Origin of the sequence: Nesterenkonia sp. YGD6 (genome assembly GCF_022565895.1) — a bacterium.
Classification (GTDB): Bacteria; Actinomycetota; Actinomycetes; order Actinomycetales; family Micrococcaceae; genus Nesterenkonia.
This window is the reverse complement of sequence record NZ_JAJOYY010000003.1, coordinates 329,931-351,172: the sequence shown is the minus strand read 5'-3', so window position 1 is coordinate 351,172 and position 21,242 is coordinate 329,931. Positions and strand designations below refer to the sequence as shown.

Sequence of the window (21,242 nt, the reverse complement as noted above, 5' to 3'; positions counted from 1 at the left end):
GCGCCGACGCTCATTCGGGAGTGCGCCGCTCTCGGGCTGTTGCACGGAGCTGGTCCAGCTCCTCCTCATCGATGTCCGTCTCATGGTCGCTCTGGTCATCGAGGGCCACCATGGGCAGCCGCAGGGTCATGGTGGCACCGCCGCCCTCCGTGGGGCTGTGGCGCACGGTGCCCTGGTGCTGCGCGGCGATCGCGGCGCAGATGGCCAGCCCCAGACCGGTGCCGCCGGTCTCGCGCTGTCGGGAGTTGTCCGCCCGGTAGAACCGCTCGAAGATCTTCGCGGCGTCCTCCTCGGCGATCCCGTCACCGTGGTCCCGGACCTCCAGCACGGCATCGATCTGAGAATCAGGGCGCTCCTGGGTGCCCACCGCGATCTCCAGCGGAGTCCCCTCAGGCGTGTAGCGCAGCGCGTTGGTCACCAGGTTCATCACGATCTGGCGGATCTTGCCCTCGTCGCCCACGGCGGGGGCCGGTACGGGGGAGCCGCCGTCGAGCCCGATGACCCGAGTCTCTCGATCCGGGGCATTGACGGCCAGGTCCATGATGGAGTCGTGGGCGATCAGGTTCAGGTCCAGCGGCGCCTTCTGCAGCGGCCGCTGCTCGTCCAGGCGGGCGAGCGTCAGCATGTCTTCGACCAGCTGACCCATTCGTTTGGCCTCGGACTCGATCCGCCCCATGGCCATGCCCACGGCCTCGGGGCTGTCACTGACCCCGCCCTGGCGGTAGAGCTCGGAGAACCCACGGATGGTCACCAGCGGAGTGCGCAGCTCATGGGAGGCGTCCTGGATGAACCGCCGCATGTTCTCCTCCGAGGTGCTCTTGGCCTGGAAGGCGGTCTCGATCTGCTCCAGCATGACGTTGAGCGAGCGCGAGAGTCGGCCGATCTCCGTCTCTGCCGGAGCCGCGGTCTCGACGCGTTTGGAGAAGTCTCCGGCGGCGATCTCTGCTGCGGTCTTCTCCACGTGGAAGAGCGAGCGGAAGGCCCGGGTGACCAGGGCGTAGGCGATGGTGGAGGCGCCGAGGGTGGCCATGAGCCCGATGGTGGCCACCAGGAAGGTGGCCCGCTCCACGGAGGTCTCCACCTGTTCCAGCGGCAGGGCGACCGCCAGGCTGTCCTCCCCGTTCTCCAGGGGCATCAGGTGCACGCGCCAGCCGCGGGAGCCCTCCAGGGTCCCTGGGACGTCGAGGTGCTCCTCCTGCTGCCAGAGCTCGAAGACCTCATCGAAGGTCATGCTGGGAATCTGCGGGATGTCTCCGCCGTAGCCGGCCGGGTGGGTGGAGTTGGCCTGCAGCAGCTCGCCGTCTTCATCCATCAGGATCCCGTAGAAGCGCAGGATGGACTGGGTGTCGCCGAACTCCGGGGGGCTGCGCCGGGTGAGGAACATCGAGACGTTGTTCGCGTTGGCGTAGATGTCCTCGTCCAGGTTGCGCAGCAGCTCCTGGCGGAACAGCGAGGCCGAGACGAAGGTGGTCACGAACAGGGTCAGGACCAGCAGCCCGGACATGATCAGCACCAGCTGGGTCCGCAGTGAAGCCTTGCGCCAGGTCTGAGTCACGGAGCTGAACGGGCGCATACGCAGACCTTACGTGCCGCAGCGAATCGGGGCGAGAACCCGTACAGGTTCAGCCGGTCTGTTACAGGCCCTGCGAGCGCTGACGGCGCTCCCAGGTCTGGAGCACATAGCCGACGCCGCGCTTGGTCTGGATCATCGGAGCGCCTTCGGAGCCGGAGTCGATCTTCCGGCGCAGGTAGGAGATGTAGGACTCCACGATGGAGGCATCGCCGTTGAAGTTGTACTCCCACACGTGATCAAGGATCTGCTGCTTGGAGAGCACCCGGTTGGGGTTCATCATCAGGTAGCGCAGCAGCTTGAACTCGGTGGGGGAGAGCTCCACCATCTCGCCTCCGCGGCGAACCTCATGGGCGTCGTCGTCGAGCTCGAGGTTGTCCACGACGATCACGGCGTCCTCATCTTCGAACGGCGCGGTGCGGCGCAGCACGGCGCGGATCCGGGCGACGACCTCGTCCAGGGAGAAGGGTTTGGTGACGTAGTCGTCGCCGCCCACGGTGAGGCCGGTGATCTTGTCATCGGTGTCATCGCGTGCGGTGAGGAAGAGCACCGGGAAATGCTTGCCGGCGGCGCGCAGCCGACGAGTGACGGTGAAGCCGTCCATATCGGGCAGCATCACGTCGAGGACTGCAAGATCGGGCTGGAACTCTTCGGCGGTCTCCAGCGCCTCGCGACCGTTGCCGGCCGCGGCGACCTCGAATCCGGCGAACCGCAGCGAGGTGGCCAGCAGCTCTCGGATATTGGGCTCGTCATCGACGACGAGCAGCTTCGCTTCAGGAGTCTTTTCAGTCACCCCTCCAGCTTGACCCCCATTTCTGGGTGCTTGCTGGACATTGCCTGTTCGTCGGGTGGTGTTCTGGTGGGTTCAGACGATGTCTTCGGCATCGAGGATCGAATAGCCGTAGCCCTGCTCGGAGAGGAACCGCTGACGTCGGGCCGCGTACTCCATGTCCACGGTGTCGCGGGTGACCACCGAATAGAAGTGGGCCCGCTTGGGGTCCTCTCCTTCGGCGGCCTCGCCAGGGCGCAGCAGCCGTCCGAGGCGCTGCGCCTCCTCCTGGCGGGACCCGAAGGTGCCGGACACCTGGATCGCCACCGAGGCCTGGGGCAGGTCGATGGAGAAGTTCGCGATCTTGGAGACCACCAGCACCTCCAGGTCGCCGGCGCGGAAGGCGTCGAACTGCTTCTGCCGGGCCGCGACGGAGGCCGATCCGGTGAGCACCGGCGCGCCGAGCTGCTCGCCGAGGCGCTGGAGCTGCTCGACGAACTGGCCGATCACCAGCACCTGTTCACCGCGGTGGCGGTGGCGTGCCACCAGTCGGGCCACCACGGCATCCTTGACCTCGGCCCCGGCGGCGAGCCGGTGCCGCTCCTTGTCCGCGGCGGAGGCGTATTCCATGCGCAGGCTGCGCGGCATGTCGGTGCGCACCTCGATGCAGGTCGCCGGGGCGATCCAGCCCTGGGCCTCCATCTGCTTCCAGGGAGTGTCATAGCGTTTGGGCCCGATCAGCGAGAAGACCTCGCGCTCCCGGCCGTCCTCACGGACCAGAGTGGCGGTCAGCCCGAGCCTGCGCCGGGCCTGCAGGTCCGCGGTCATCCGGAAGATCGGGGCCGGCAGCAGGTGGACCTCGTCATAGATGATCAGTCCCCAGTCGTGGCCGTTGAGCAGCTCCAGGTGGGTGAACAGCTCGTTCTTGCGGGCCGCGAGCACCTGGTAGGTCGCGATGGTCACCGGGCGGACCTCCTTCTTGGCCCCGGAGTACTCGCCGATCTCCTCCTCGGTCAGCGAGGTGCGCTTGAGCAGCTCCGCCTTCCACTGCCGGGCCGAGACGGTGGAGTTCACCAGGATCAGCGTGATCGTGCCGGAGGTGGCCATCGCCGCGGCACCGACCAGCGTCTTGCCGGCCCCACAGGGCAGCACGACGACTCCGGAGCCGGCCTGCCAGAAGTTGTCCACCGCCTCCTGCTGGTATCCGCGCAGCGTCCAGCCGTCCTGGCGCAGCGCGATCGGGTGGGCGGTACCGTCGACGAATCCGGCCAGATCCTCGGCGGGCCAGCCCAGGCGCAGCAGCTGCTGCTTCAGCTCACCGCGGGCCTGTCCATGCACTGCCACGGTGTTCTCATCGATCTCGGGTCCGAGCAGGGAGGTCAGCGTCTTGGCGTGCAACACCTCGCTCAGGATCCCGGGCTCCTGACTGCGCAGCACCAGCCCGTGGACCGGGTCCTTCTCCAGGCGCAGCCGCCCATAGCGGCTCATCGTCTCAGCGATATCGACCAAGAGCGCGTGCGGCACCGGGAATCGGGAGTGGTTGAGCAGGGTGTCGACCACGTACTCGGCGTCGAAGCCGGCGGCGCGGGCGTTCCAGAGGCCCAGCGGAGTGATCCGGTAGGTGTGGATGTGCTCCGGTGCGCGCTCGAGATCGGCGAAGGCGGCGACGGCCCGGCGCGCGGCATCGGCCTGCGGGTGATCCACTTCCAGCAGCACGGTCTTGTCCGACTGCACGATCAGCGGTCCATCAGCCATTGTTCTCCTCCATGTCGCGTTCCTGTGCAGCGGTGCCGCTCGTCAGGCCCGCTGCGGGATCCGCGGCGGTCTCCTCGACGGCCGCGATGCGGTGCAGCATCACCGTGGCCTCGCCTTCATCGTCTCGCACCCGGATCCTGACCCGCCCGGCGTTCATCCCGGTGGGCACCCCGGTGAGCCGGTGGGTGCTGCCCTGCGGGGACACCCGGGTCAGCGTCACCTCGCGCCGGGCCGCCAGGGCCGAGCGCAGCGTGCCGATGACATCCTGGGTCGCCGCAGAGTCCGAGGACGACGCCGGCGCCGCACGCCCGGCCTGCCGCAGCGCGGCCGCGGTGGCCCCCAGCAGGGTCTCGTCCAGGGCGCTGGGCTCCGCGCTGGTGATCCGCACCGGAGACTGCTCCCAGGGTGAGGTCTCCAGTGCCCAGGAGGCTGTGTGCTCGGCGGAGGTCCCGGTCTGCGCGCTGCGGTTCTGGTCTGGTTCGGCCTCGGTGTGCCGCGCGGTGTCGACGCCTGCCTCCGCCAAGGCCTGTTCAAGCGCGGCCGCGGGGGCGCGGCAGACCAGGATGTCCTCGGCCAGCACGCGCAGCCCGAGTCCACGGAGCACCGGATCATCGAGCAGGGCGTCACGCTGCTGGGAGTCGGTGACCCGCAGCCAGGCGCCCGCCTCTCCGATCTGCACACCGCGCCAGGTGCGTGCGGCATCCTCGACCTGGGTCCGCAGCGACGCCGGCACGTCGGTGAGGCTGTGCGCCTCGAGCCAGGCGAGAATCTCGGGCCCGGTCCATCCCCGAGTGAGTCCGCGGTGCAGCGAGTCGGGGCTGAACCGATAGGTCGGCACGGCCCCGTGGCCTTCGCGCTGGCCGAAATCTGCCAGCGCGGCTGTGCTCGGGGCGGAGAGCGCGCCGGTGGCGATCGCGGTGAGGTCCGACTGGACCAAGATGGTGTCCACCTGGGCGGGCATGGAGGAGGCCAGCTGCTCGGCGAGGCGGCTCAGCCCCGGTCGCCAGCTCGCACCGGGACTCGGCGAGACATCCTCGCGGACCCCGTCGGGCAGCGCCGACCCGTCGAGCAGCGCGGCCCCTGTGGTGCTCAGCGCACCCACGGCGAAGAGGCCGAGTCGTTCGGCTTCGCGGACCAGCCAGGGCAGCAGGTGCGCCACGCGCGCGCTCAGCAGCGGCCGGTCCCATGCGAGTCGGCGCGGCAGCGCACCGGTGAGGGCATCGAGGCCTGGAAGATCGTTCTCGGGAAGATTCAGTGCATAGAGCTGTCCGCCCTGCCCTGCGGGGTCTGCGCTGAGCGTCTCCGCGGTGCCCAGCAGTGCGCGACGAAGTCTTTCGGCATCCCCGCGCTGGCGGTCCAGGCCCAGCGTCGGGGCGATCCGGCTCGTCGGGTGGGGTCCGCGCAGCAGCATCGGCGCGCGCGGTGCCAGAAGCCATCCGGAGACCAGCAGCTGGTGCTGGTGATGGCGTGCTGCGGCGCTCCATTGCTGAGCCAGCCGGCTCGGGGACCACGCCTGGCCGTCGGCGAGCTCGATCAGCCCGGAGGCGGCCGTGAGCTCCAGAAGCCATCCGATCTCCCCGACACTGGCATCGGAGCCCGCCGTGGCCCCGAGCGCTGCCGCGGCGGCGCGGCCACGCGCCGAGCCCGCCGGGACGGAGGGTCCCCACCGCGCTGACGCTGCGGCGATCCGGCGCAGTTCGCGCATGCCGACACCGCCGGTGCGCAGCGTCACGGCGGGGGAGTCGGACAGCAGCGCGAGCAGCTCCGCGACGTCGTCGAGCAGCTCGGAGATGGCGGAGAGCGAGGCGTTCTCGGTCACCGCGGCCTTCGCGCCGGCCGGGCTCGGCACTGAAGCGCGCTGACTCGAGAGGGTCTCGACGAGCTGCGGCAGATGTGCGGTGAGCGAATCGAAGATGTGCGGGAGCCGTGCGGGCGTCGCCAAGGTCTGCGCGGGCCCCGCTGCGCCGCCCGCTTCAGCGGGGGCCTCGAAGAACAGTCCCGCCGCCTGCAGGGCGTCCAGGGTGAATGGGTCCACGCGACCGGCCGGGACCGACTGCGCCGCAGCGCGGGAGAGCTCAGCGGCCGCGCGCAGAGTCGGGGCATCCAGGCGCTGCAGATGCTGCCGGAGACTGGCCTCGGATCCGGCCCGCACCGCCAGCGTGGTCAGATCATGGGGGCTGGGCTGCAGCAGGTCGGGCCGAAGTCGCAGCAGTGCGGCCAGTCGGCTCTCGTCCCACGTCTCGAGGCGCTCAAGCAGAGCTTCCAGGCTGAGCAGGGACACTTCAGCCGATGCCGGTGCCGCGGCGGCGCCGGTTCACCGAGAGCAGCAGAAAAGCGATCAGCAGCGCGAAGCCCAGCGGAAAGCCCCATAGGGCGGCGACGTAGAACGCGGGATGCGGGTCGGTCTCCATGAAGTAGAGGCTCAGGATGACCAGCAGAGCGATCCCGGACAGGGCGGTGATCACCACTCCGGACCACAGCAGCGCCTGCGCAGGGCGGGAGCCGCTGCGCCGGTTCGCGCCATGGGCGGCGGTCGTCGTTGGGGACATGCTGCGATTCTAGCGCGCAGCACCGGGAGTCCTGTGCCCAAGTTCGGGCTCTGGCGCGGACGGCGGTACTCTAGAGGCCTTGATGATCAGTATCCGTCTCCGATGATTCATGAGGTAAGCGCACCGTGCCAACCGGGAAAGTGAAGTGGTTCGACGCCGAGAAGGGCTTCGGATTCCTGACTTCAGATGACGGCCAGGAAGTGTTCCTGCACTCTTCTGCCCTGCCGGCGGGAGTGCCCAGCGTCAAAGCGGGCGCACGCATGGAATACGGCATCGCCGACGGCAGGCGAGGCAAGCAGGCGCTCTCTGTGCGACTGCTCGAGGAAGCGCCCTCTGTGGCTCGCGCCTCCCGCAAGCCGGCCGATGAGATGGCCGAGCTGGTCCAGGACCTGGTCAACGTCTTGGAGAACTCCACCGGTGCGCTGCGCAACGGCCACTACCCGCAGACGGCGCAGTCGAAGAAGATCGCTTCGATGCTGCGTCGCGTGGCCGATGAGTTTGATGCCTGATCATGACTGAACAGACTTCTGAGCAGACCGTCGGCGAGAAGGCCAGCCTTGAGGCCGCCAGCACCGAGAAGACCAGCGCCATCAAGACCGGCGCCGTCAAGACCAGCGCCGTCAAGACCAGCGACCAGCCGGTCGCGCGCACGCGCCGGCCGGGGAAGCCGAAGGTGGACCCGGTTCTGGCCGAGGCCGTGGAGTTCGCCCACGATGCGCTCTACGAGATCACCGATCCCGCCCAAGTGGGAGCTCACCTCGGCGTGACCGCAGAGGGAGACCGGCTGCTCACGCACCGGTTCGCCGCCGCAAAGCCCGGCTACCGAGGCTGGGAATGGTTCGTCACCGTGGCCCGCGCACCCCGGGTCAAGAAGGTCACGGTCTGTGAGATCGGGCTGCTTCCCGGCGAGGAGGCGCTCATCGCTCCTCCATGGGTGCCCTGGCTCGAGCGGATGAACGACGAGGAGAAGCAAGCGCACAAGGCGGAGCAGGCCGAAGCCGACGAAGGCTGAGCCTGCCCCGCTCCGCGGTATCGGGTCAGCGCCCCAGCACGTGATCGATGCAGTTGAGCAGCCGGGTGACGTCCTCGGGCTCGATGGCGGTGAACGTCGCGATCCGCAGCTGATTGCGGCCGAGCTTGCGGTACGGCTCGACGTCGACGATCCCGTTGGCGCGCAGCGTCTTGGCCAGCTCGGTGGCATCCACCTCTTCGGCGAAGTCCACCGTGGTGATCACATTCGAGCGCTCCGCCGGTTCGGTGACGAAGGGCTGAGCAAGTTCATGCGCCTCGGCCCAGGCGTAGACCCGGCCCGCCGAGTCTGCGGTGCGGGCGGCGGCGAAGTCCATCCCGCCGTTGCCGTTGAGCCAGCGGACCTGCTCGTTCAGCGTGACCAGCGTCGCCAGCGCCGGAGTGTTGTAGGTCTGGTTCTTGCGTGAGTTCTCAATGGCCGTGGTCAGCTGCAGAAAATCGGGCACCCAGCGGGCGGCCGCCAGCTTCTCGGCCCGCTCCAGGGCTGCCGGTGACATCATGGCCAGCCACAGTCCGCCGTCGGAGGCGAAGTTCTTCTGCGGACCGAAGTAATAGGCATCGGTCTCGGTGACGTCCACGGCCAGCCCGCCGGCGGCGGAGGTGCCGTCGATGAGGACCAGCGCGCCGTCGTCGGCCCCGGTGACCCGCTTGACCGGTGCCGCCACTCCGGTGGAGGTCTCGTTGTGCGGCCAGGCGTAGGCATCCACGCCAGCCTCCGCCTCAGGTGAGGGCAGTGTGCCCGCTTCGGAGGTCAGGATGCTGGAGGCCTCGAGGAACGGGGCCTTGTCCGTGGCCTTGGCGAACTTGTGGCCGAACTCGCCGAAGGACAGGTGCTGGGCCTTCTTCTCCACGAGGCAGAAGGACGCGATGTCCCAGAACGCGGTGGAGCCGCCCACGCCAAGGATCAGTTCGTAGCCCTCTGGGGCGCCGAAGAAGGTGTGCAGGCCCTCGCGCACCTCGCCGACCAGGTTCTTCACCGGCGCCTGGCGGTGGGAGGTGCCCAGCAGCTCTCGACCTGCGGCGGAGAGCGCCTCGACCTGTGCCGAACGCACCTTGGAGGGTCCGGCGCCGAAGCGGCCGTCCTGCGGAAGCATCTCGTGCGGAATAGTGACGCGCTGGGACATGGAGACTCCTAGATCGGTGAGAGTTGGTGGGCCCACGGGGTCCTCGGTGGTCGCATCGGTCAGCGTCATTGCCGAGGGGTTCCGGTGCGGAACTATGCTGTACAGCAGCTGCTTCCACCAGGACGAACAGCGCCGAGGCTCACGTTACCAAGGCCCGGCGCAGGAGAGTGAGTCATACGTGACCGATCTGATCGACACCACTGAGATGTACCTGCGTACGATCCTGGATCTCGAAGAGGAGGGGATCGTGCCGCTGCGGGCTCGGATCGCCGAGCGGCTCGAGCACTCCGGCCCCACGGTGTCCCAGACGGTGGCCCGCATGGAGCGCGATGGGCTCCTGGTGCTCACCCCGGATCGTCGCCTCCAGTTCACCGAGTCCGGCCGCGACCTCGCCGTACAGGTGATGCGCAAGCACCGCCTCGCCGAACGGCTGCTCTCCGATGTGATCGGGCTGGAATGGCAGTACATCCATGAGGAGGCCTGCCGCTGGGAGCATGTGATGAGCGAGCGGGTGGAGCGCCGGCTGGTGGAGATCCTGCAGTCCCCGGTGGAATCTCCCTACGGCAACCCCATCCCCGGACTGGACAAGCTGGGGGTGGTGCTCGCGGAGCAGCCTCCCGTTCCGACGAAGATCACTCTGCGTCAGGTCGCGGAGGCGGACCCGACGGGGCAGAGTTCTGCGCTCTGGATCGTCAAGCGCCTCGCGGAGTCCATCCAGATGGAGCCAGAGGTCCTCGAGCAGCTGCTCGAAGCCGGACTGCGTCCCGGCGGTGTGGTGCGGCTTCGCGGGGTGAATCAGGCCTACGTCATGTTGGAGGTCGTGCTCGCGGCCGAGGAACAGCTGGAGGTCGAGCTGCCGCTGGAGGTCGCCCAGCATCTGTTCGTGGAAGAGTCAACGGCCTCCTGAACGCCCTCCCGAGGCACCCGAACACGGCAATGTCACGGTGAGATGAAGCACAAGGTCACGGTATGACAAAGCCCTCGTGATCGATTCGTTTCCTCAATGAAACTCGCATAAATCGCGCTGACTAGTAATTATGTGAGGATTCCCCGTGCTGGAAGAGCGCAATGACCCGTGTCTGATCGTGGCACTTCCTGGGACTTGTGCACCGACCGTGACCTGAGCGTGACAATTTTATCGATCTGTTATAACGTCGTAGTCGTGCTCGCGGCCGATGTCCGAAGTCGCAGCGCCTCCAGTCAGATCTTCTCCTGCCGCTGACCGGAGCTGTTCCACGAAAACTACCGCAAGGCAGGGTGCAGGGCATCGCGGTCGATCAGGACCTGAAGACAGTGAGCTTCCCGGCTCGCACTTCACTTAGGCGGCCCCGCAACTACAGGGAGAGGTTTCCAGAGAAGTGACAGACATGACTTTCGTCTCACGCCGTGACCGGCGCCGCCAGGCCAAGCCATCATTGGCAAAGGCCGTGGCATCCAACGCCGGCACCGTCGGACGGGGCGCGGCAGCTGCCGTCGCCGCATCCGGCCTCGTGATCTCCTCAGGAGTCGCCGCGAACGCCGGCACCGACATCCAGGTCCCCGAGGTCACCACCTTGGACGTGACCGCATCCGGTCTCAGCGTGGAGCGCGCCAGCGCCACCTCCGCTGTGGCAGTGAGCGCCTCCCAGGACGTCGAGCTTTCCTTCGACCGTCCCGTGGTGACCTCCACCCCCGCACCGGAGCCCGCTCCTGCACCGGAGCCCACCCCCGCACCGGAGCCCGCTCCTGCACCGGAGCCCACCCCCGCACCGGAGCCCGCTCCTGCACCGGAGCCCACCCCCGCACCGGAGCCCGCTCCTGCACCGGAGCCCGCTCCTGCACCGGAGCCCGCTCCGGTCGTCGAAGAGGTCCAGGAGGCTGCTCCCGCCGCCCCGCAGGCCGAGCCAGAAGCCCCTGTGCAGGAGGCCCAGCAGGCCAGCGCCCCGCAGCCGACTCAGCAGACCGACACCGGTCAGCAGAGCCAGCAGTCGAGCTCCAACTCACAGTCGAGCTCCAACTCACGGTCGAGCTCTAACTCGCAGGCCAGCACCGGCCAGCAGTCACAGGGCAACACCCAGGTCGCCTCCACTTCTTCCGCACAGGACGAGGCCCCTGCCTCTTCCAGCGGTGGCAACGGCTCGATCGTGGGCGCAGCCTACGCCGGAGTCGGCAACCCCTACTCCTTGGGCGGCACCACGACCTCCGGCTGGGACTGCTCCGGCTTCATCAACTGGGCCTACAACCAGGCTGGCGTCTCGCTGCCCCGCACGACCTACGGGATGATGGCGTCGATGCGCCAGGTCTCCTCGCCATCCCCGGGCGACATCGTCATCCAGAACGGTGGCAGCCACGCCGCCATCTACGTCGGCAACGGTCAGCTCATCGGTGCGAACAACCCTCGCGTGGGCACCGTTCAGTACCCGCTGAACTCCCCGTACTGGTCCAACACGATGTACCTCAGCGTCAACTGATGCTTCTGCCGCCACGGCGGTGAACAGACCTCGGCCGCAGGGCGCGATCCTCACAGGGATCGCGCCCTGCGGCTTCTGTGTCGGCGCCTGCCACGTCATCAAGTGGGCATCATGGTCAGCACGGTCTATATTGAGCCTGTACAGGCAGAGCAGAATGCTGTTGAACCCTGTGAGGACCGCGCCGAGAAGCGCCCTGGAGGCGCACACACCGGCAGCACGACGAGCAGGGGTGAACGCACGGGAGCCCCGACATGCGCACACTGGTGCTCAACGCAGGCTATGAGCCGCTGAGCGTGGTCACCTCGCGCCGCGCCGCCGTGCTGGTCATGCACGGCAAGGCCAGCGTGCTCGCCGAGGATCACACCCCGATCGCCACGCCCTCGTCACTGGTTCCGCGTCCGGCCGTGATCCTGCTCCACCACTACGTCCGGGTGTCCCGGCGACGTCCGGCGGCGCCCTCGCGACGAAGCATCCTGCGCCGGGACGGGCGCCTGTGCACCTATTGCGCCCGGCCCGCGGCCACCGTCGATCACGTCATCGCACGGGCTCGCGGGGGAGACTCCAGCTGGGAGAACCTGGTCGCCTGCTGCGGGACCTGCAATGCGCGCAAGGGCAGCAAGACCCTCGACGAGCTCGGCTGGACGCTGAGCTTCACCCCCCAGGCGCCCCCTCATCACGTCTGGATGCCGGTGGAGCTCGACGCCCCCCGCGACGCCTGGATGCCATTCTTGACCCATGCCTCCTTCCGCTGACACGCACCCCCCAGAACTGCAGCCTTCCGCGGTCAAGCTGTCCGCGATCCTGCTCGCCGGGGGACGGGGAAGCAGGATGGGCGGGGTCGAGAAGGCTCTGCTCCGACGCGGGCAACAGACTCAGATCCAGCGCTGGCTCCAGGAGCTTCAGCGTCTAGACATCCGCACCGTGGTGGTGGGGCCCCCCTCGCTCAAGCCCCAGATCCCGACCCCGGTCCCGCTGGTGCGTGAGACCCCTGCCTTCGCGGGACCCGCCGCGGGGGTCCTCGCCGGCGCCGTCGAGCTGCAGCGCCACGAGCGCGACACCAGCGCTGGCGCAGCTCCCGCCGGGTGGACCCTGCTGCTCGCGGTGGACCTGACCGAACCTGCACCGCTGCTGGACTGGCTCCTCGGCCAGCTGGAGGACTCCGCACAGTCAGAAGCGGCCACCGGCACCGACGATCCAGAGGGTGCACCAGCCGCGCTGCTGCCCTGCGATGACAGCGGGCGGCATCAGTATCTGAGCGCCGCGGTGCCCACCGGCTGGCTCCTGCGCCGCGCCGGAGCGCTGACCCCCGAGGAGGTCGAGCACCGCCCGCTCCGATGGCTGCTGAGCGGACTGGAAGACGCCGCCCGGCTGCGCCACCCCGTCGTTCCCCGCGGACTCAGCGAGGACGTGGACACCCTGCACGACGCCCACCGGCTCGGCGTCCATCTGCCCTGACCTGCCCGGCTGTGAGATTCTGGAGGCAGCGTCAATGAAGGAGTCGGAATGACCGCAGAATCCACTGAACCGCATGAGTCCATCGAGCTCTGGGTCAAGGAGCTCGCCCACCACCTCGAGGTAGACGGCATCGAGATCGATATCGACGCCGTCCTCGCCCTCGCCGGCCAGGCGGCGCACACCGTGGTCCGCCCCGCGGCGCCGGTGACCACCTATCTCATCGGCTACGTCGCCGGCCTGGCCGAGGCCACCGGGCAGGCTGACTTCCAGACCGCCTCCCGCGCCGCCTCCCGGGTGGCCTCACAGCTGCTCGAGCGCCGTTCCGGCGCCGTGGGCTGACCGGCACCGAGCAGAGATGATGACCCTGATGCAGGCCCGCGAACGGGCCGCTGCCCTCGATGCGCTGGCCCCTGCCCGGATGAGCCTCGAGGAGGCCATCGGCAGCGTGCTCCTGGACCCGGTGCTGGCCCTGCAGGACATCCCGCATGTCTCGACCTCCGCGATGGACGGATGGGCCCTGGCCGCGGAGTCGCTGCCATTCCCCGACGGAGATTCAGGCTGGGCGCTGCGACCGGAGAGCGCGCACAGCCCCGCGACCCGCCCGACCCCGCTGCGGCCGGGAGAAGCCACCGAGGTGCTCACCGGCTCTCCCGTGCCGGCGGGAACACATGCGGTGCTGCGCTCCGAGCACGGTGTCATCGACGGGGACCGGCTGCGGGCGCTGCGCACCAGCCCGGACACCGCTGCTCAGCGCAACGTCCGCCAAGCCGGCGCGGAGTGTCGGGCCGAGGATGAGCTGGTGCCGGCCGGCGTCGTGCTCACCCCGGCGCGCGCCGCCGTCGCCGCCGTCGCCGGACACGACTACCTCACGGTGATCCGCAGACCACGGGTGCAGCTGGTGCTCACCGGCGCGGAGGTCACCACCAGCGGGACACCGGCTCCCGGACAGGTGCGCGACGTCTTCGGCCTGGCGCTGCCGCAGATGCTGAAGGAGCTGGGAGCCGCGTCGGTGGCATCCCAGCGGCTCGGCGACGACCCCGAGACGCTGGCCCGCACCCTCCGGCAGATCTCCGCCGCCGGCACCACCGACCTGATCATCAGCAGCGGCGGCACCGCCCACTCCCGGGCCGACGCGCTGCGACCCGCCCTGGACATGCTCGGAGCCCAGCTGGAAGTGGATTCGGTGGACATGCGCCCAGGCCACCCGGTGCTGCTCGCCCAGCTTCCCCGCGAGGAGGGCCCCCTGTATCTGCTCGGACTCCCCGGGAATCCCCTGGCAGGGTTCTCCGCGCTGACCGCGCTGGGAGTGCCGCTGCTGCGCGCACTGCGCGGAATCCCCGCCGAGGCTCGCACGCCTACGCTGCGCCGCACCGCCGGAGCGCAGCTGCCGGGTGCGCGCCGCGGCGTCCGACTGCTGCCCGTGCGACGGGGCCCGCAGGGCGTCCTGCCCGCCGGTCACAGCCGGGCGCACATGATGCGCGGCCTGGCCGACTCAGATGCGCTGGCAATCGTGCCGGAAGGCGGACTGGCGCAGGGTGACCCGGTGGTGTGCCTCACGGTGCCCGGACAGCGGGAAGAAGGCCTGGAATGGGACGGCTGATCGAACGTCGTCGCGTGATCACCCTGCGCGCCGACGGCACCCGCAGCAAGATCGATCTGCTCGCCGTCGAAGAGCCCCTGGAGCTGCGCCTGGCGGGGGAGTCCTTCACCGTGACCATGCGCACCCCGGGGCATGACTTCGAACTCGTCGCCGGGTTCCTGGTCGCCGAGGGCATCATCAGCTCCCAGGACCACCTGCGCAGCCTGCGCTACTGCGCCGGCACCGACGAGCAGGGCAATCAGACCTATAACGTCATCGACGCCGAACTGGACCCCGCGCTGGCGCCGACCTCGCTGCTGCGCACCCGCAATGTGCTGACCACCTCGGCCTGCGGGATCTGCGGAACCACCTCCATCGACGCGGTGGAGAAGACCCTGCCGCCGTGCAGGACCGACATGCTGCGGCTGAGCCCCAGTGTGCTGCTGGAGCTTCCTGAGCTGATGCGCGAGAGACAGACCCTCTTCGGCAAGACCGGGGGCGTCCACGCCGCCGGGCTGTTCGACGCCGACGGCGCGCTGCTGTGCCTGCGTGAAGATGTCGGGCGGCACAACGCCGTGGACAAGGTGGTCGGATGGGCCCTGACCCAGGGCCGGCTCCCGCTGAGCGGCACCGCGCTGCAGGTCTCCGGCCGGGCCTCATTCGAACTGGTGCAGAAGGCCGCACTGGCGGGGATCGAGATGCTCAGCGCCGTGGGGGCGCCGTCGTCGTTGGCGGTGGACCTCGCCGAACGCTCCGGGGTGACCCTCGCCGGATTCTCCCGCGGCGGGTCCATCAACCTCTACACCCACTCACAACGAGTCGAGATGAAGGACGAGAAGCCATGACCAAGGTGCGCGATGAATCAGTCCGCGGTCACGCCGCGCAGTTCGAGGACATCGACGAAGACTCCCTGCAGGTGACCGAGCCTAAGGCCTACGCGGCCGGGCTCAAGGCGGTGGAGGTCTCCTTCTCCCGCGGCATGGCCCAGGGCGGACTCTCCCGCACCGTGCGGTCCATGTACCGGGTCAACCAGCCCCAGGGGGTGGACTGCCCGGGGTGCGCCTGGCCCGAGCCCACCGAGACGAAGCGCAAGCCGGTGGAGTTCTGCGAGAACGGCGCCAAGGCGCTCGCCGAGGAATCCACCACCCGGGTGGTCACCCCGCAGTGGTGGGCGGAGCACTCCATCGCCGAGCTGGAGACCAAGACCGAATACTGGCTGGGCCAGTCCGGGAGGATCACCCACCCGATGGTGATCCACGCCGGGGAGACCCACTACCGGCCGATCAGCTGGGCGGAGGCCTTTGAGACCATCGGCGCCCACGTCCGGGCGACGACGCCGGAGCGGTGCATGTTCTACACCTCCGGTCGCACCGCGAACGAGACGGCCTTCCTGTACCAGCTGCTGGCACGCTCGCTGGGGACCAACAACCTGCCGGACTGTTCGAACATGTGCCACGAATCCTCCGGGACGGCGCTGAACCCGACCATCGGCATCGGCAAGGGCACCGTCTCGCTCAAAGACATCGAAGAATCCGAGCTGATCTTCGTGGTCGGGCAGAACCCGGGCACCAACCATCCGCGGATGCTCGGATCCCTGGCGCAGGCAAGGAAGAACGGCGGCAAGGTGGTCTCGGTGAACCCGCTGCCCGAGGCCGGACTGCTCCGGTTCAAGGACCCGCAGACCCCCAAGGGTCTGGTCGGCGAGGGTGAGCGGATCAGCGACGAGTTTCTGCAGATCAAGGTCGGCGGGGATCAGGCACTGTTCCAGGCGCTGGGGCATCTTCTGCTGCGCAAGGAGCAGGAGCATCCCGGATCCGTGGTGGACCGCGAGTTCGTGGAGTCCAAGACCAAGGGCTTCGCCGAGTACAGCCGGGCCCGCGCGACGCTGGACTGGGCCGAGACCGAGCAGGCCACAGGGCTGCAGCGCGCCGAGATCGAGCACATCGCCGAGTTGCTGGCGGCCTCGAAGGCGACCATATTCTGCTGGGCGCTGGGACTGACCCAGCAGCCACATTCGGTGGACACCATCAAGGAGATCGTCAACCTGCTGCTGCTCCAGGGCAACTTCGGCAAACCCGGGGCGGGGGCCTGCCCGGTGCGCGGGCACTCCAACGTCCAGGGCGACCGGACCTTCGGCATCTGGGAGCGGCCCACCGAGCCGTTTCTCAGCCGGCTCGACACCGAGTTCGGCATCCGCTCCCCGCGCGCCCACGGCTACGACTCCACGAACGGCATGTCCGCCATGGACTCCGGAGACGTCGACGTCTTCGTCTCCATGGGAGGAAACCTCGCCGCGGCGAACTCCGACACCGCGGTGATGGAGGCCGGGCTCAAGCGCACCGGGCTCACCGTGCACATCTCGACCAAGCCCAACCGCTCCCACGTGGTCCACGGCCAGACCTCGATCATCCTGCCCACGCTTGGCCGGTCCGACCGAGACGACAAGCACCCCGGCGGCGCCCAGTTCCTCTCGGTGGAGAACTCCATGTCGGTGGTCAGCTCCACCCGTGGGCGTCTCGAACCGGTCTCAGACCACCTGCTTGCGGAACCGGTGATCATCGCGCGGATGGCCGAGGCGATCTTCGGGCCCGACCATGTGGTCGACTGGCAGGCCATGGCCGAGGACTACGACGTCATCCGGGACCACGCCTCACGGGTGGTCGAGGGAACCGAGGACTTCAACCGGCGGATCCGGGACAAGATGGGATTCGTGCTGCCGAACCCGCCGCGGGACCACCGCTCCTTTGCCACCGCAGACGGCAAGGCAGGGTTCACCGTCCGGGCGCTGGAGTATCTGACCCCGCCACCGGGACACCTGGTGCTGCAGACGATGCGCTCCCATGATCAGTACAACACCACCTTCTATGGCCTCGATGACCGCTACCGCGGGATCTCCGGAGGCCGGCGGGTGATCCTGATCCACCCGGAGGACCTGTCCGAGACGGGCTTCGCGGACCGCGAGCTGGTCGACGTGGTCTCGGTGTTCCAGGGTGAGGAGCGCCGCGCCGAACGTTTCCACCTGGTGGCGTACCCCACCGCCCGCGGCTGCGTCGCGGCCTATTATCCCGAGGCGAATGCCCTGACCCACCGCAATCTGGTCGCTCGGGAGTCCAACACCCCCGGCTTCAAGGCGATGATGGTCCGGTTCGAGGCGCGCTCCCCGGAGGCCGATGCCCAGGCGGCTGAATCAGGGCGTGCACGGGTCGAATCGACGGCCCCATGAGACGCGCGATGACGCCTTCCGGACACCGGTAGTGACCCCAGCCGATTATTAGCGTAGGCTGACGGAGTACTACAAGGGCTTCCACACTTATGCGGTCGCCCGAATAGTCACCGCATTCGACCGGCCAGGTTGGCTGCGGAACATGCATCGTGAGATCGATGCGTAGCAAGAGCAAGTATATTAAGGAAACATCATGGCTACAGGCACAGTTAAATGGTTCAACGCTGAAAAGGGCTACGGCTTCATCGCTCCCGAAGACGGTTCAGACGATGTCTTCGTGCACTTCAGCGCGATCACCACTTCCGGCTTCCGTTCCCTCGAGGAGAACCAGAAGGTTGAGTTCGAGACCGCCCGCGGCCCCAAGGGTCTTCAGGCTGAGAACGTCAACCCTCTCTGAGCTTCACTGAGTTCGCCGAAGATGGCTGTATAGCCGTCGGACGCTGAGCATCTCGGGTTCGATGAACAGAACCTCAAAAGACCGGCCCCCTGATCTTGCATCTGTGAGATCAGGGGGCCGGTCTCTTTGTATGCCCATTTCCCAGCGTCGTGGCACGGGATCCACCCCGCGCACCGGCCGGAACCTGCTGGTGCGGCAGCGAGATCACGTCTTCGGCTTCGGCTGCACCGGGTTCGGGCTCATCGAATGGAGCAACGGCGCTCCCAGGATGAGACTGCCGACGAGTCAGGGCGCGTGCACTTCGAGGGGTCCCGCAGCGCCCAGTCCGGCAGCGTTCAGTTCTGCAGGGCTGGGTAATCGGTGTAGCCGCGCTCGCCGCCCACGTAGAACGTCGAGGGATCGGGCTCGTTCTCCTCGAGTCCCAGTTCCCAGCGCCGGGCCAGGTCCGGGTTGGCGATGACTGAGCGGCCCACGCCCACTGCCTCGGCCAGGTCCTGCTCGACCAGCCGGACGGCCTCCTCGCGCGTGGTCTGCACCCCGAAGCCGGAATTGGCGATCAGCGGGGCACCGGAGACGAGGCGGATCAGCTGCACGATCTCGCTCGCCGGGTCCGCGTTGAGCACGTCGATGTGGCTCAGCCCCAGCGGGGCGAAGCCCTCCGCCATCGAGCGGTAGGTGGCCATCGCGTCGTCGTGGTCCTCTTCCAGGGCGCCCTGGATGTTGTGCTGCGGGGAGAGCCGGATTCCGGTGCGGTCCGCGCCGATCGCCTCGGACACCGACGCCGCGACCTCCACCGAGAGTCGTGCGCGGTTCTCGGGGGAGCCGCCGTAGCCGTCGGTGCGGGCATTCGATCCCGGGGCGGTGAACTCATGGAGCAGGTAGCCGTTGGCGCCATGGAGCTGCACACCGTCGAAGCCTGCTTCGATCGCGTTGCGCGAGGCTTCGGTGAAATCGATGATCGTCTGCGCGACCTCCTCGGCGCTCAGCGCGTGCGGCACCGGGTGGGGCGCCTTGCCCTCCGGGGTGCGGATCTCACCGGGCGCGGCGAGCGCACTGGGTGCGACGACGCGGCCGGTGCCGGAGATCAGCTCATGGCCGATGCGGCCACCATGCATGATCTGGGCGACGATCTTGCCACCCGCGGCGTGCACCGACTCGGTGACCCTCCGCCAGCCGGCGACCTGCTCGGCGGTCTCCAGCCCGGGCTGACCGATCCAGGTGCGCCCCTCCATCACCGGGAAGGTGCCCTCGGTGACGATCAGACCGAGCGAGGCGCGCTGGGTGTAGTACTGGACCATCATCTCGTTCGGCACCCCGTCCTCCTCGGCTCGGATCCGGGTCAGCGGGGCCATCACGAGTCGGTTGCGCAGTTCGACGGCACCGAGGGAGAGCGGCGAGAAGAGCTTGTCCTGCACCTGGCTGGCCTGGGTGGAAGAAGTCATGGGGAGGTCCTTTCATGCACGGCGGCAGGCGCGCTTCCTGGAAGCGACGCCCGATGTGTTCTGCCCAGGGCAACCGTGCGGAGGCGGCTTCGATTCCTGATCCGGGGCAAGGTCACACTTGGCGGCGCAGCGGACCGAGGCGCCTTTCGCGCCATCTGATCTCCTGACCTCTGGTTCCTCCGGCAGGATCCGAACCTGCGACACCCGCTTCAGCAGGCCTGTGCACGATCGGCTCCGGGACGGGAGAGAGGGCCGGTCACCAGGACCGGCCCTCTCCGATGAGCTTTACAGCAGTAGATGTATTTACGAAGACTACAAAAAAGTATATGCATAAGAAAATGCGAGAGTGTCGATACCTTAGATCAGAAGAAAATCAAAACGCTTCTTTTGTCTTCGTCTTTTGAGGTGCCTCAATCCAGCTCAAAACTCATCGCGTATCGGTCGTGGACTCTCGAGTTGCGTAATCGGTGTGATCTTCTCCCAAATTTTGCTGGTAATTCTTGACAAGCAGCAATTCGGCTTCGATCCTTTGAATCGACTGTTCCAACGACCGAAGCTTGTTCAGAACCTCATCCTGGAAATTGGTCTCGGGCATGTTGCTCACTCTCCTCTAGTCGGCCCCGGTCCTGAGTAGACCGGCTAGGTCTACTGTAGATGTGTTCTGCGACACTGCACCTGTCCGACATCTCCGAACGGTCTCCGCGGCATGAGGGGAGCTGGTCATGCGGATTCAGGATCTGCTGTGTACGTGTGCGTCTCTCGCATCCAGGGTGGAGCCGAGATCGAGGCGTTGCAGCGCGTCCTCGGCCACGAATCAGCGGCTCTCACACTTGACGCCTGCGCGGACCTTTATGAGGACGATCTGACCGGCCTCGGGGATCGGATCGAAGCCGCTGCGTGCTCACTGCGTACTGGCTCGAAATCGGTAGACGCCGTATCGTGCCATCAAGCGCCCTGACTAGTGCTTTCAGTGGTCCCCCCGGCAGGATTCGAACCTGCGACACCCGCTTTAGGAGAGCGGTGCTCTATCCCCTGAGCTACGGAGGGTGGAGCGATGAAAGTTCACCGCGCGCCGCGAGTCCAGCGCGGCACCGAACCATCCTACCTGCGGCGCCGCCCAACCGCGGGTGGCCTCAGGCTAGGGGCGTTCCACGCCCTTCCGGAGCAGGCTCATCACCACTGACCCGACCACCGCGGCCCCCAGGATGATCAGCAGCGCCCAGCTGACCACGGTGAACCATGAGGCGACCGCCACAAGTCCGGCATCGAGGGATTCCATGGTCAGGATCCGATCGATCAGGAAGTTCTCGGTGATGTCCACCGCGGCGAAGATCACCGCGCCGGCGAGCACGAGCCAGCGTAGGAGTCCGCGGCGCATGACCAGCCCGACCACGGCCCAGCTCGAGAGCAGGAAGAACAGCGGGAAGAGGATGCCGGCGGTGCGGTGCAGGAAGCTGAGCTGACCGGTGCCGTCGGAGTCCATGACATTGCGCAGCCGCTCGATGTCATCCACCGAGTAACCCAGCAGTCGGCTGTCGGGCATCGAGAAGCCGCCGGCGAAATAGTTCATCTGCGGCAGCGCATAGAGGTGCAGGTACGCGAAGAGGAGGGCCGTCAGCCCCAGGAGCGCGTAGAGCAGCAGGTGCGGATTGGAGTCTGTGCCCTCACCGGCGCGCTGACTGGCTGCGCTGAGGTATCCGTCTTGGACGTCGTCGCGCCGCTTGGGCGTCGTGGAGATGTCCCGCCCCTCACGGCGCGCCTGGCGGAACGCCCGGAGCCCGCCCGGGGTCCCGGGGGCTCCTGTGGATTCCGGCTCCGTGGCCTCGCGTGCGGGGTTGCCCCGCACCTTCTTGCGCCGCTTGGACATGACCCTCCTGAGTAGATCTGCTTCGCCTCCAGT

At 67.9% G+C, this 21,242-nt stretch carries 20 protein-coding genes and 1 tRNA gene; 11 read left to right on the top strand and 10 right to left on the bottom strand.

What is annotated here, in order from left to right; translation table 11 throughout:
- Positions 1 to 10: 10 nt before the first annotated feature.
- From LTI14_RS06925 to LTI14_RS06905, 5 genes are all read right to left on the bottom strand, one after another.
- A complete protein-coding gene (locus tag LTI14_RS06925) occupies positions 11 to 1,573 on the bottom strand; it encodes a sensor histidine kinase (RefSeq protein ID WP_241470637.1) in 1,563 nt (520 codons plus the stop codon).
- Positions 1,574 to 1,634: 61 nt separating this feature from the next.
- Positions 1,635 to 2,363, bottom strand: a complete 729-nt coding sequence (locus LTI14_RS06920) for a response regulator transcription factor (protein WP_241465513.1) — start codon at positions 2,361 to 2,363, stop codon at positions 1,635 to 1,637.
- Between the two features lie 72 nt (positions 2,364 to 2,435).
- Positions 2,436 to 4,094, bottom strand: a complete 1,659-nt coding sequence (locus LTI14_RS06915; RefSeq protein WP_241470636.1) for a DNA repair helicase XPB — start codon at positions 4,092 to 4,094, stop codon at positions 2,436 to 2,438.
- Positions 4,087 to 6,375: a helicase-associated domain-containing protein gene (locus tag LTI14_RS06910; RefSeq protein ID WP_241476116.1), complete on the bottom strand. Its 2,289-nt coding sequence runs from the start codon at positions 6,373 to 6,375 to the stop codon at positions 4,087 to 4,089. The genes LTI14_RS06915 and LTI14_RS06910 overlap by 8 nt, the downstream gene beginning before the upstream one ends.
- Position 6,376: 1 nt before the next feature.
- Positions 6,377 to 6,643, bottom strand: a complete 267-nt coding sequence (locus LTI14_RS06905) for a hypothetical protein (protein ID WP_241465510.1) — start codon at positions 6,641 to 6,643, stop codon at positions 6,377 to 6,379.
- Between the two features lie 125 nt (positions 6,644 to 6,768).
- Between LTI14_RS06905 and LTI14_RS06900 the strand changes: the two genes are divergently transcribed.
- Both LTI14_RS06900 and LTI14_RS06895 read left to right on the top strand, forming a co-directional pair.
- Positions 6,769 to 7,152, top strand: coding sequence for a cold-shock protein (locus LTI14_RS06900; protein WP_241465509.1), 384 nt, complete (start codon positions 6,769 to 6,771; stop codon positions 7,150 to 7,152).
- A gap of 2 nt (positions 7,153 to 7,154) precedes the next feature.
- Positions 7,155 to 7,655, top strand: a complete 501-nt coding sequence (locus LTI14_RS06895; protein WP_241476115.1) for a DUF3027 domain-containing protein — start codon at positions 7,155 to 7,157, stop codon at positions 7,653 to 7,655.
- Positions 7,656 to 7,680: 25 nt separating this feature from the next.
- On the opposite strand, the gene serC is transcribed toward LTI14_RS06895, so the two are convergent.
- On the bottom strand, positions 7,681 to 8,796 hold the full coding sequence (gene serC / locus LTI14_RS06890) for a phosphoserine transaminase (RefSeq protein ID WP_241465507.1): 1,116 nt from the start codon (positions 8,794 to 8,796) through the stop codon (positions 7,681 to 7,683).
- A gap of 178 nt (positions 8,797 to 8,974) precedes the next feature.
- On the opposite strand from serC, the gene LTI14_RS06885 reads away from it, so the two are divergent.
- The 9 genes from LTI14_RS06885 (at position 8,975) to LTI14_RS06845 (ending at position 17,900) form a co-directional block, all read left to right on the top strand.
- The gene (locus LTI14_RS06885) at positions 8,975 to 9,703 is read left to right on the top strand and encodes a metal-dependent transcriptional regulator (protein ID WP_241465506.1); all 729 of its coding nucleotides are present in this window, start codon (positions 8,975 to 8,977) and stop codon (positions 9,701 to 9,703) included.
- A gap of 460 nt (positions 9,704 to 10,163) precedes the next feature.
- The gene (locus LTI14_RS06880; RefSeq protein ID WP_241476114.1) at positions 10,164 to 11,246 is read left to right on the top strand and encodes a C40 family peptidase; all 1,083 of its coding nucleotides are present in this window, start codon (positions 10,164 to 10,166) and stop codon (positions 11,244 to 11,246) included.
- A gap of 251 nt (positions 11,247 to 11,497) precedes the next feature.
- Positions 11,498 to 11,998: an HNH endonuclease gene (locus tag LTI14_RS06875; RefSeq protein WP_241465504.1), complete on the top strand. Its 501-nt coding sequence runs from the start codon at positions 11,498 to 11,500 to the stop codon at positions 11,996 to 11,998.
- Positions 11,982 to 12,701 carry an NTP transferase domain-containing protein gene (locus LTI14_RS06870; RefSeq protein WP_241470632.1) on the top strand — a complete coding sequence of 240 codons (720 nt, stop codon included), beginning with the start codon at positions 11,982 to 11,984 and terminating at the stop codon, positions 12,699 to 12,701. The genes LTI14_RS06875 and LTI14_RS06870 overlap by 17 nt, the downstream gene beginning before the upstream one ends.
- Before the next feature lie 48 nt (positions 12,702 to 12,749).
- Positions 12,750 to 13,040, top strand: a complete 291-nt coding sequence (locus tag LTI14_RS06865) for a DUF6457 domain-containing protein (RefSeq protein ID WP_241465502.1) — start codon at positions 12,750 to 12,752, stop codon at positions 13,038 to 13,040.
- A 16-nt stretch (positions 13,041 to 13,056) separates the two neighbouring features.
- Positions 13,057 to 14,301, top strand: a complete 1,245-nt coding sequence (locus LTI14_RS06860) for a molybdopterin molybdotransferase MoeA (protein ID WP_241476113.1) — start codon at positions 13,057 to 13,059, stop codon at positions 14,299 to 14,301.
- Positions 14,289 to 15,125 carry a formate dehydrogenase accessory sulfurtransferase FdhD gene (gene fdhD / locus LTI14_RS06855; RefSeq protein ID WP_241465500.1) on the top strand — a complete coding sequence of 279 codons (837 nt, stop codon included), beginning with the start codon at positions 14,289 to 14,291 and terminating at the stop codon, positions 15,123 to 15,125. Before LTI14_RS06860 ends, fdhD begins: the two co-directional genes overlap by 13 nt.
- Positions 15,122 to 17,503 carry an FdhF/YdeP family oxidoreductase gene (locus LTI14_RS06850; RefSeq protein ID WP_241470630.1) on the top strand — a complete coding sequence of 794 codons (2,382 nt, stop codon included), beginning with the start codon at positions 15,122 to 15,124 and terminating at the stop codon, positions 17,501 to 17,503. The genes fdhD and LTI14_RS06850 overlap by 4 nt, the downstream gene beginning before the upstream one ends.
- Positions 17,504 to 17,696: 193 nt before the next feature.
- Positions 17,697 to 17,900: a cold-shock protein gene (locus LTI14_RS06845; RefSeq protein WP_036473143.1), complete on the top strand. Its 204-nt coding sequence runs from the start codon at positions 17,697 to 17,699 to the stop codon at positions 17,898 to 17,900.
- A gap of 335 nt (positions 17,901 to 18,235) precedes the next feature.
- Here the strand turns inward: LTI14_RS06845 and LTI14_RS06840 are convergent, their stop codons facing one another.
- The 4 genes from LTI14_RS06840 to LTI14_RS06825 form a co-directional block, all read right to left on the bottom strand.
- Positions 18,236 to 19,342, bottom strand: coding sequence for an alkene reductase (locus tag LTI14_RS06840; RefSeq protein WP_241476112.1), 1,107 nt, complete (start codon positions 19,340 to 19,342; stop codon positions 18,236 to 18,238).
- Positions 19,343 to 19,769: 427 nt separating this feature from the next.
- Positions 19,770 to 19,937 (bottom strand): hypothetical protein, encoded by a 168-nt coding sequence (locus LTI14_RS06835; protein ID WP_241465497.1) that lies wholly within the window; start codon positions 19,935 to 19,937, stop codon positions 19,770 to 19,772.
- A 376-nt stretch (positions 19,938 to 20,313) separates the two neighbouring features.
- Positions 20,314 to 20,389: transfer RNA gene (locus LTI14_RS06830), tRNA-Arg, on the bottom strand.
- Between the two features lie 91 nt (positions 20,390 to 20,480).
- Complete coding sequence (locus LTI14_RS06825) at positions 20,481 to 21,209, bottom strand: hypothetical protein (RefSeq protein WP_241476111.1); 729 nt, start codon at positions 21,207 to 21,209, stop codon at positions 20,481 to 20,483.
- Between the last annotated feature and the right edge of the window lie 33 nt (positions 21,210 to 21,242).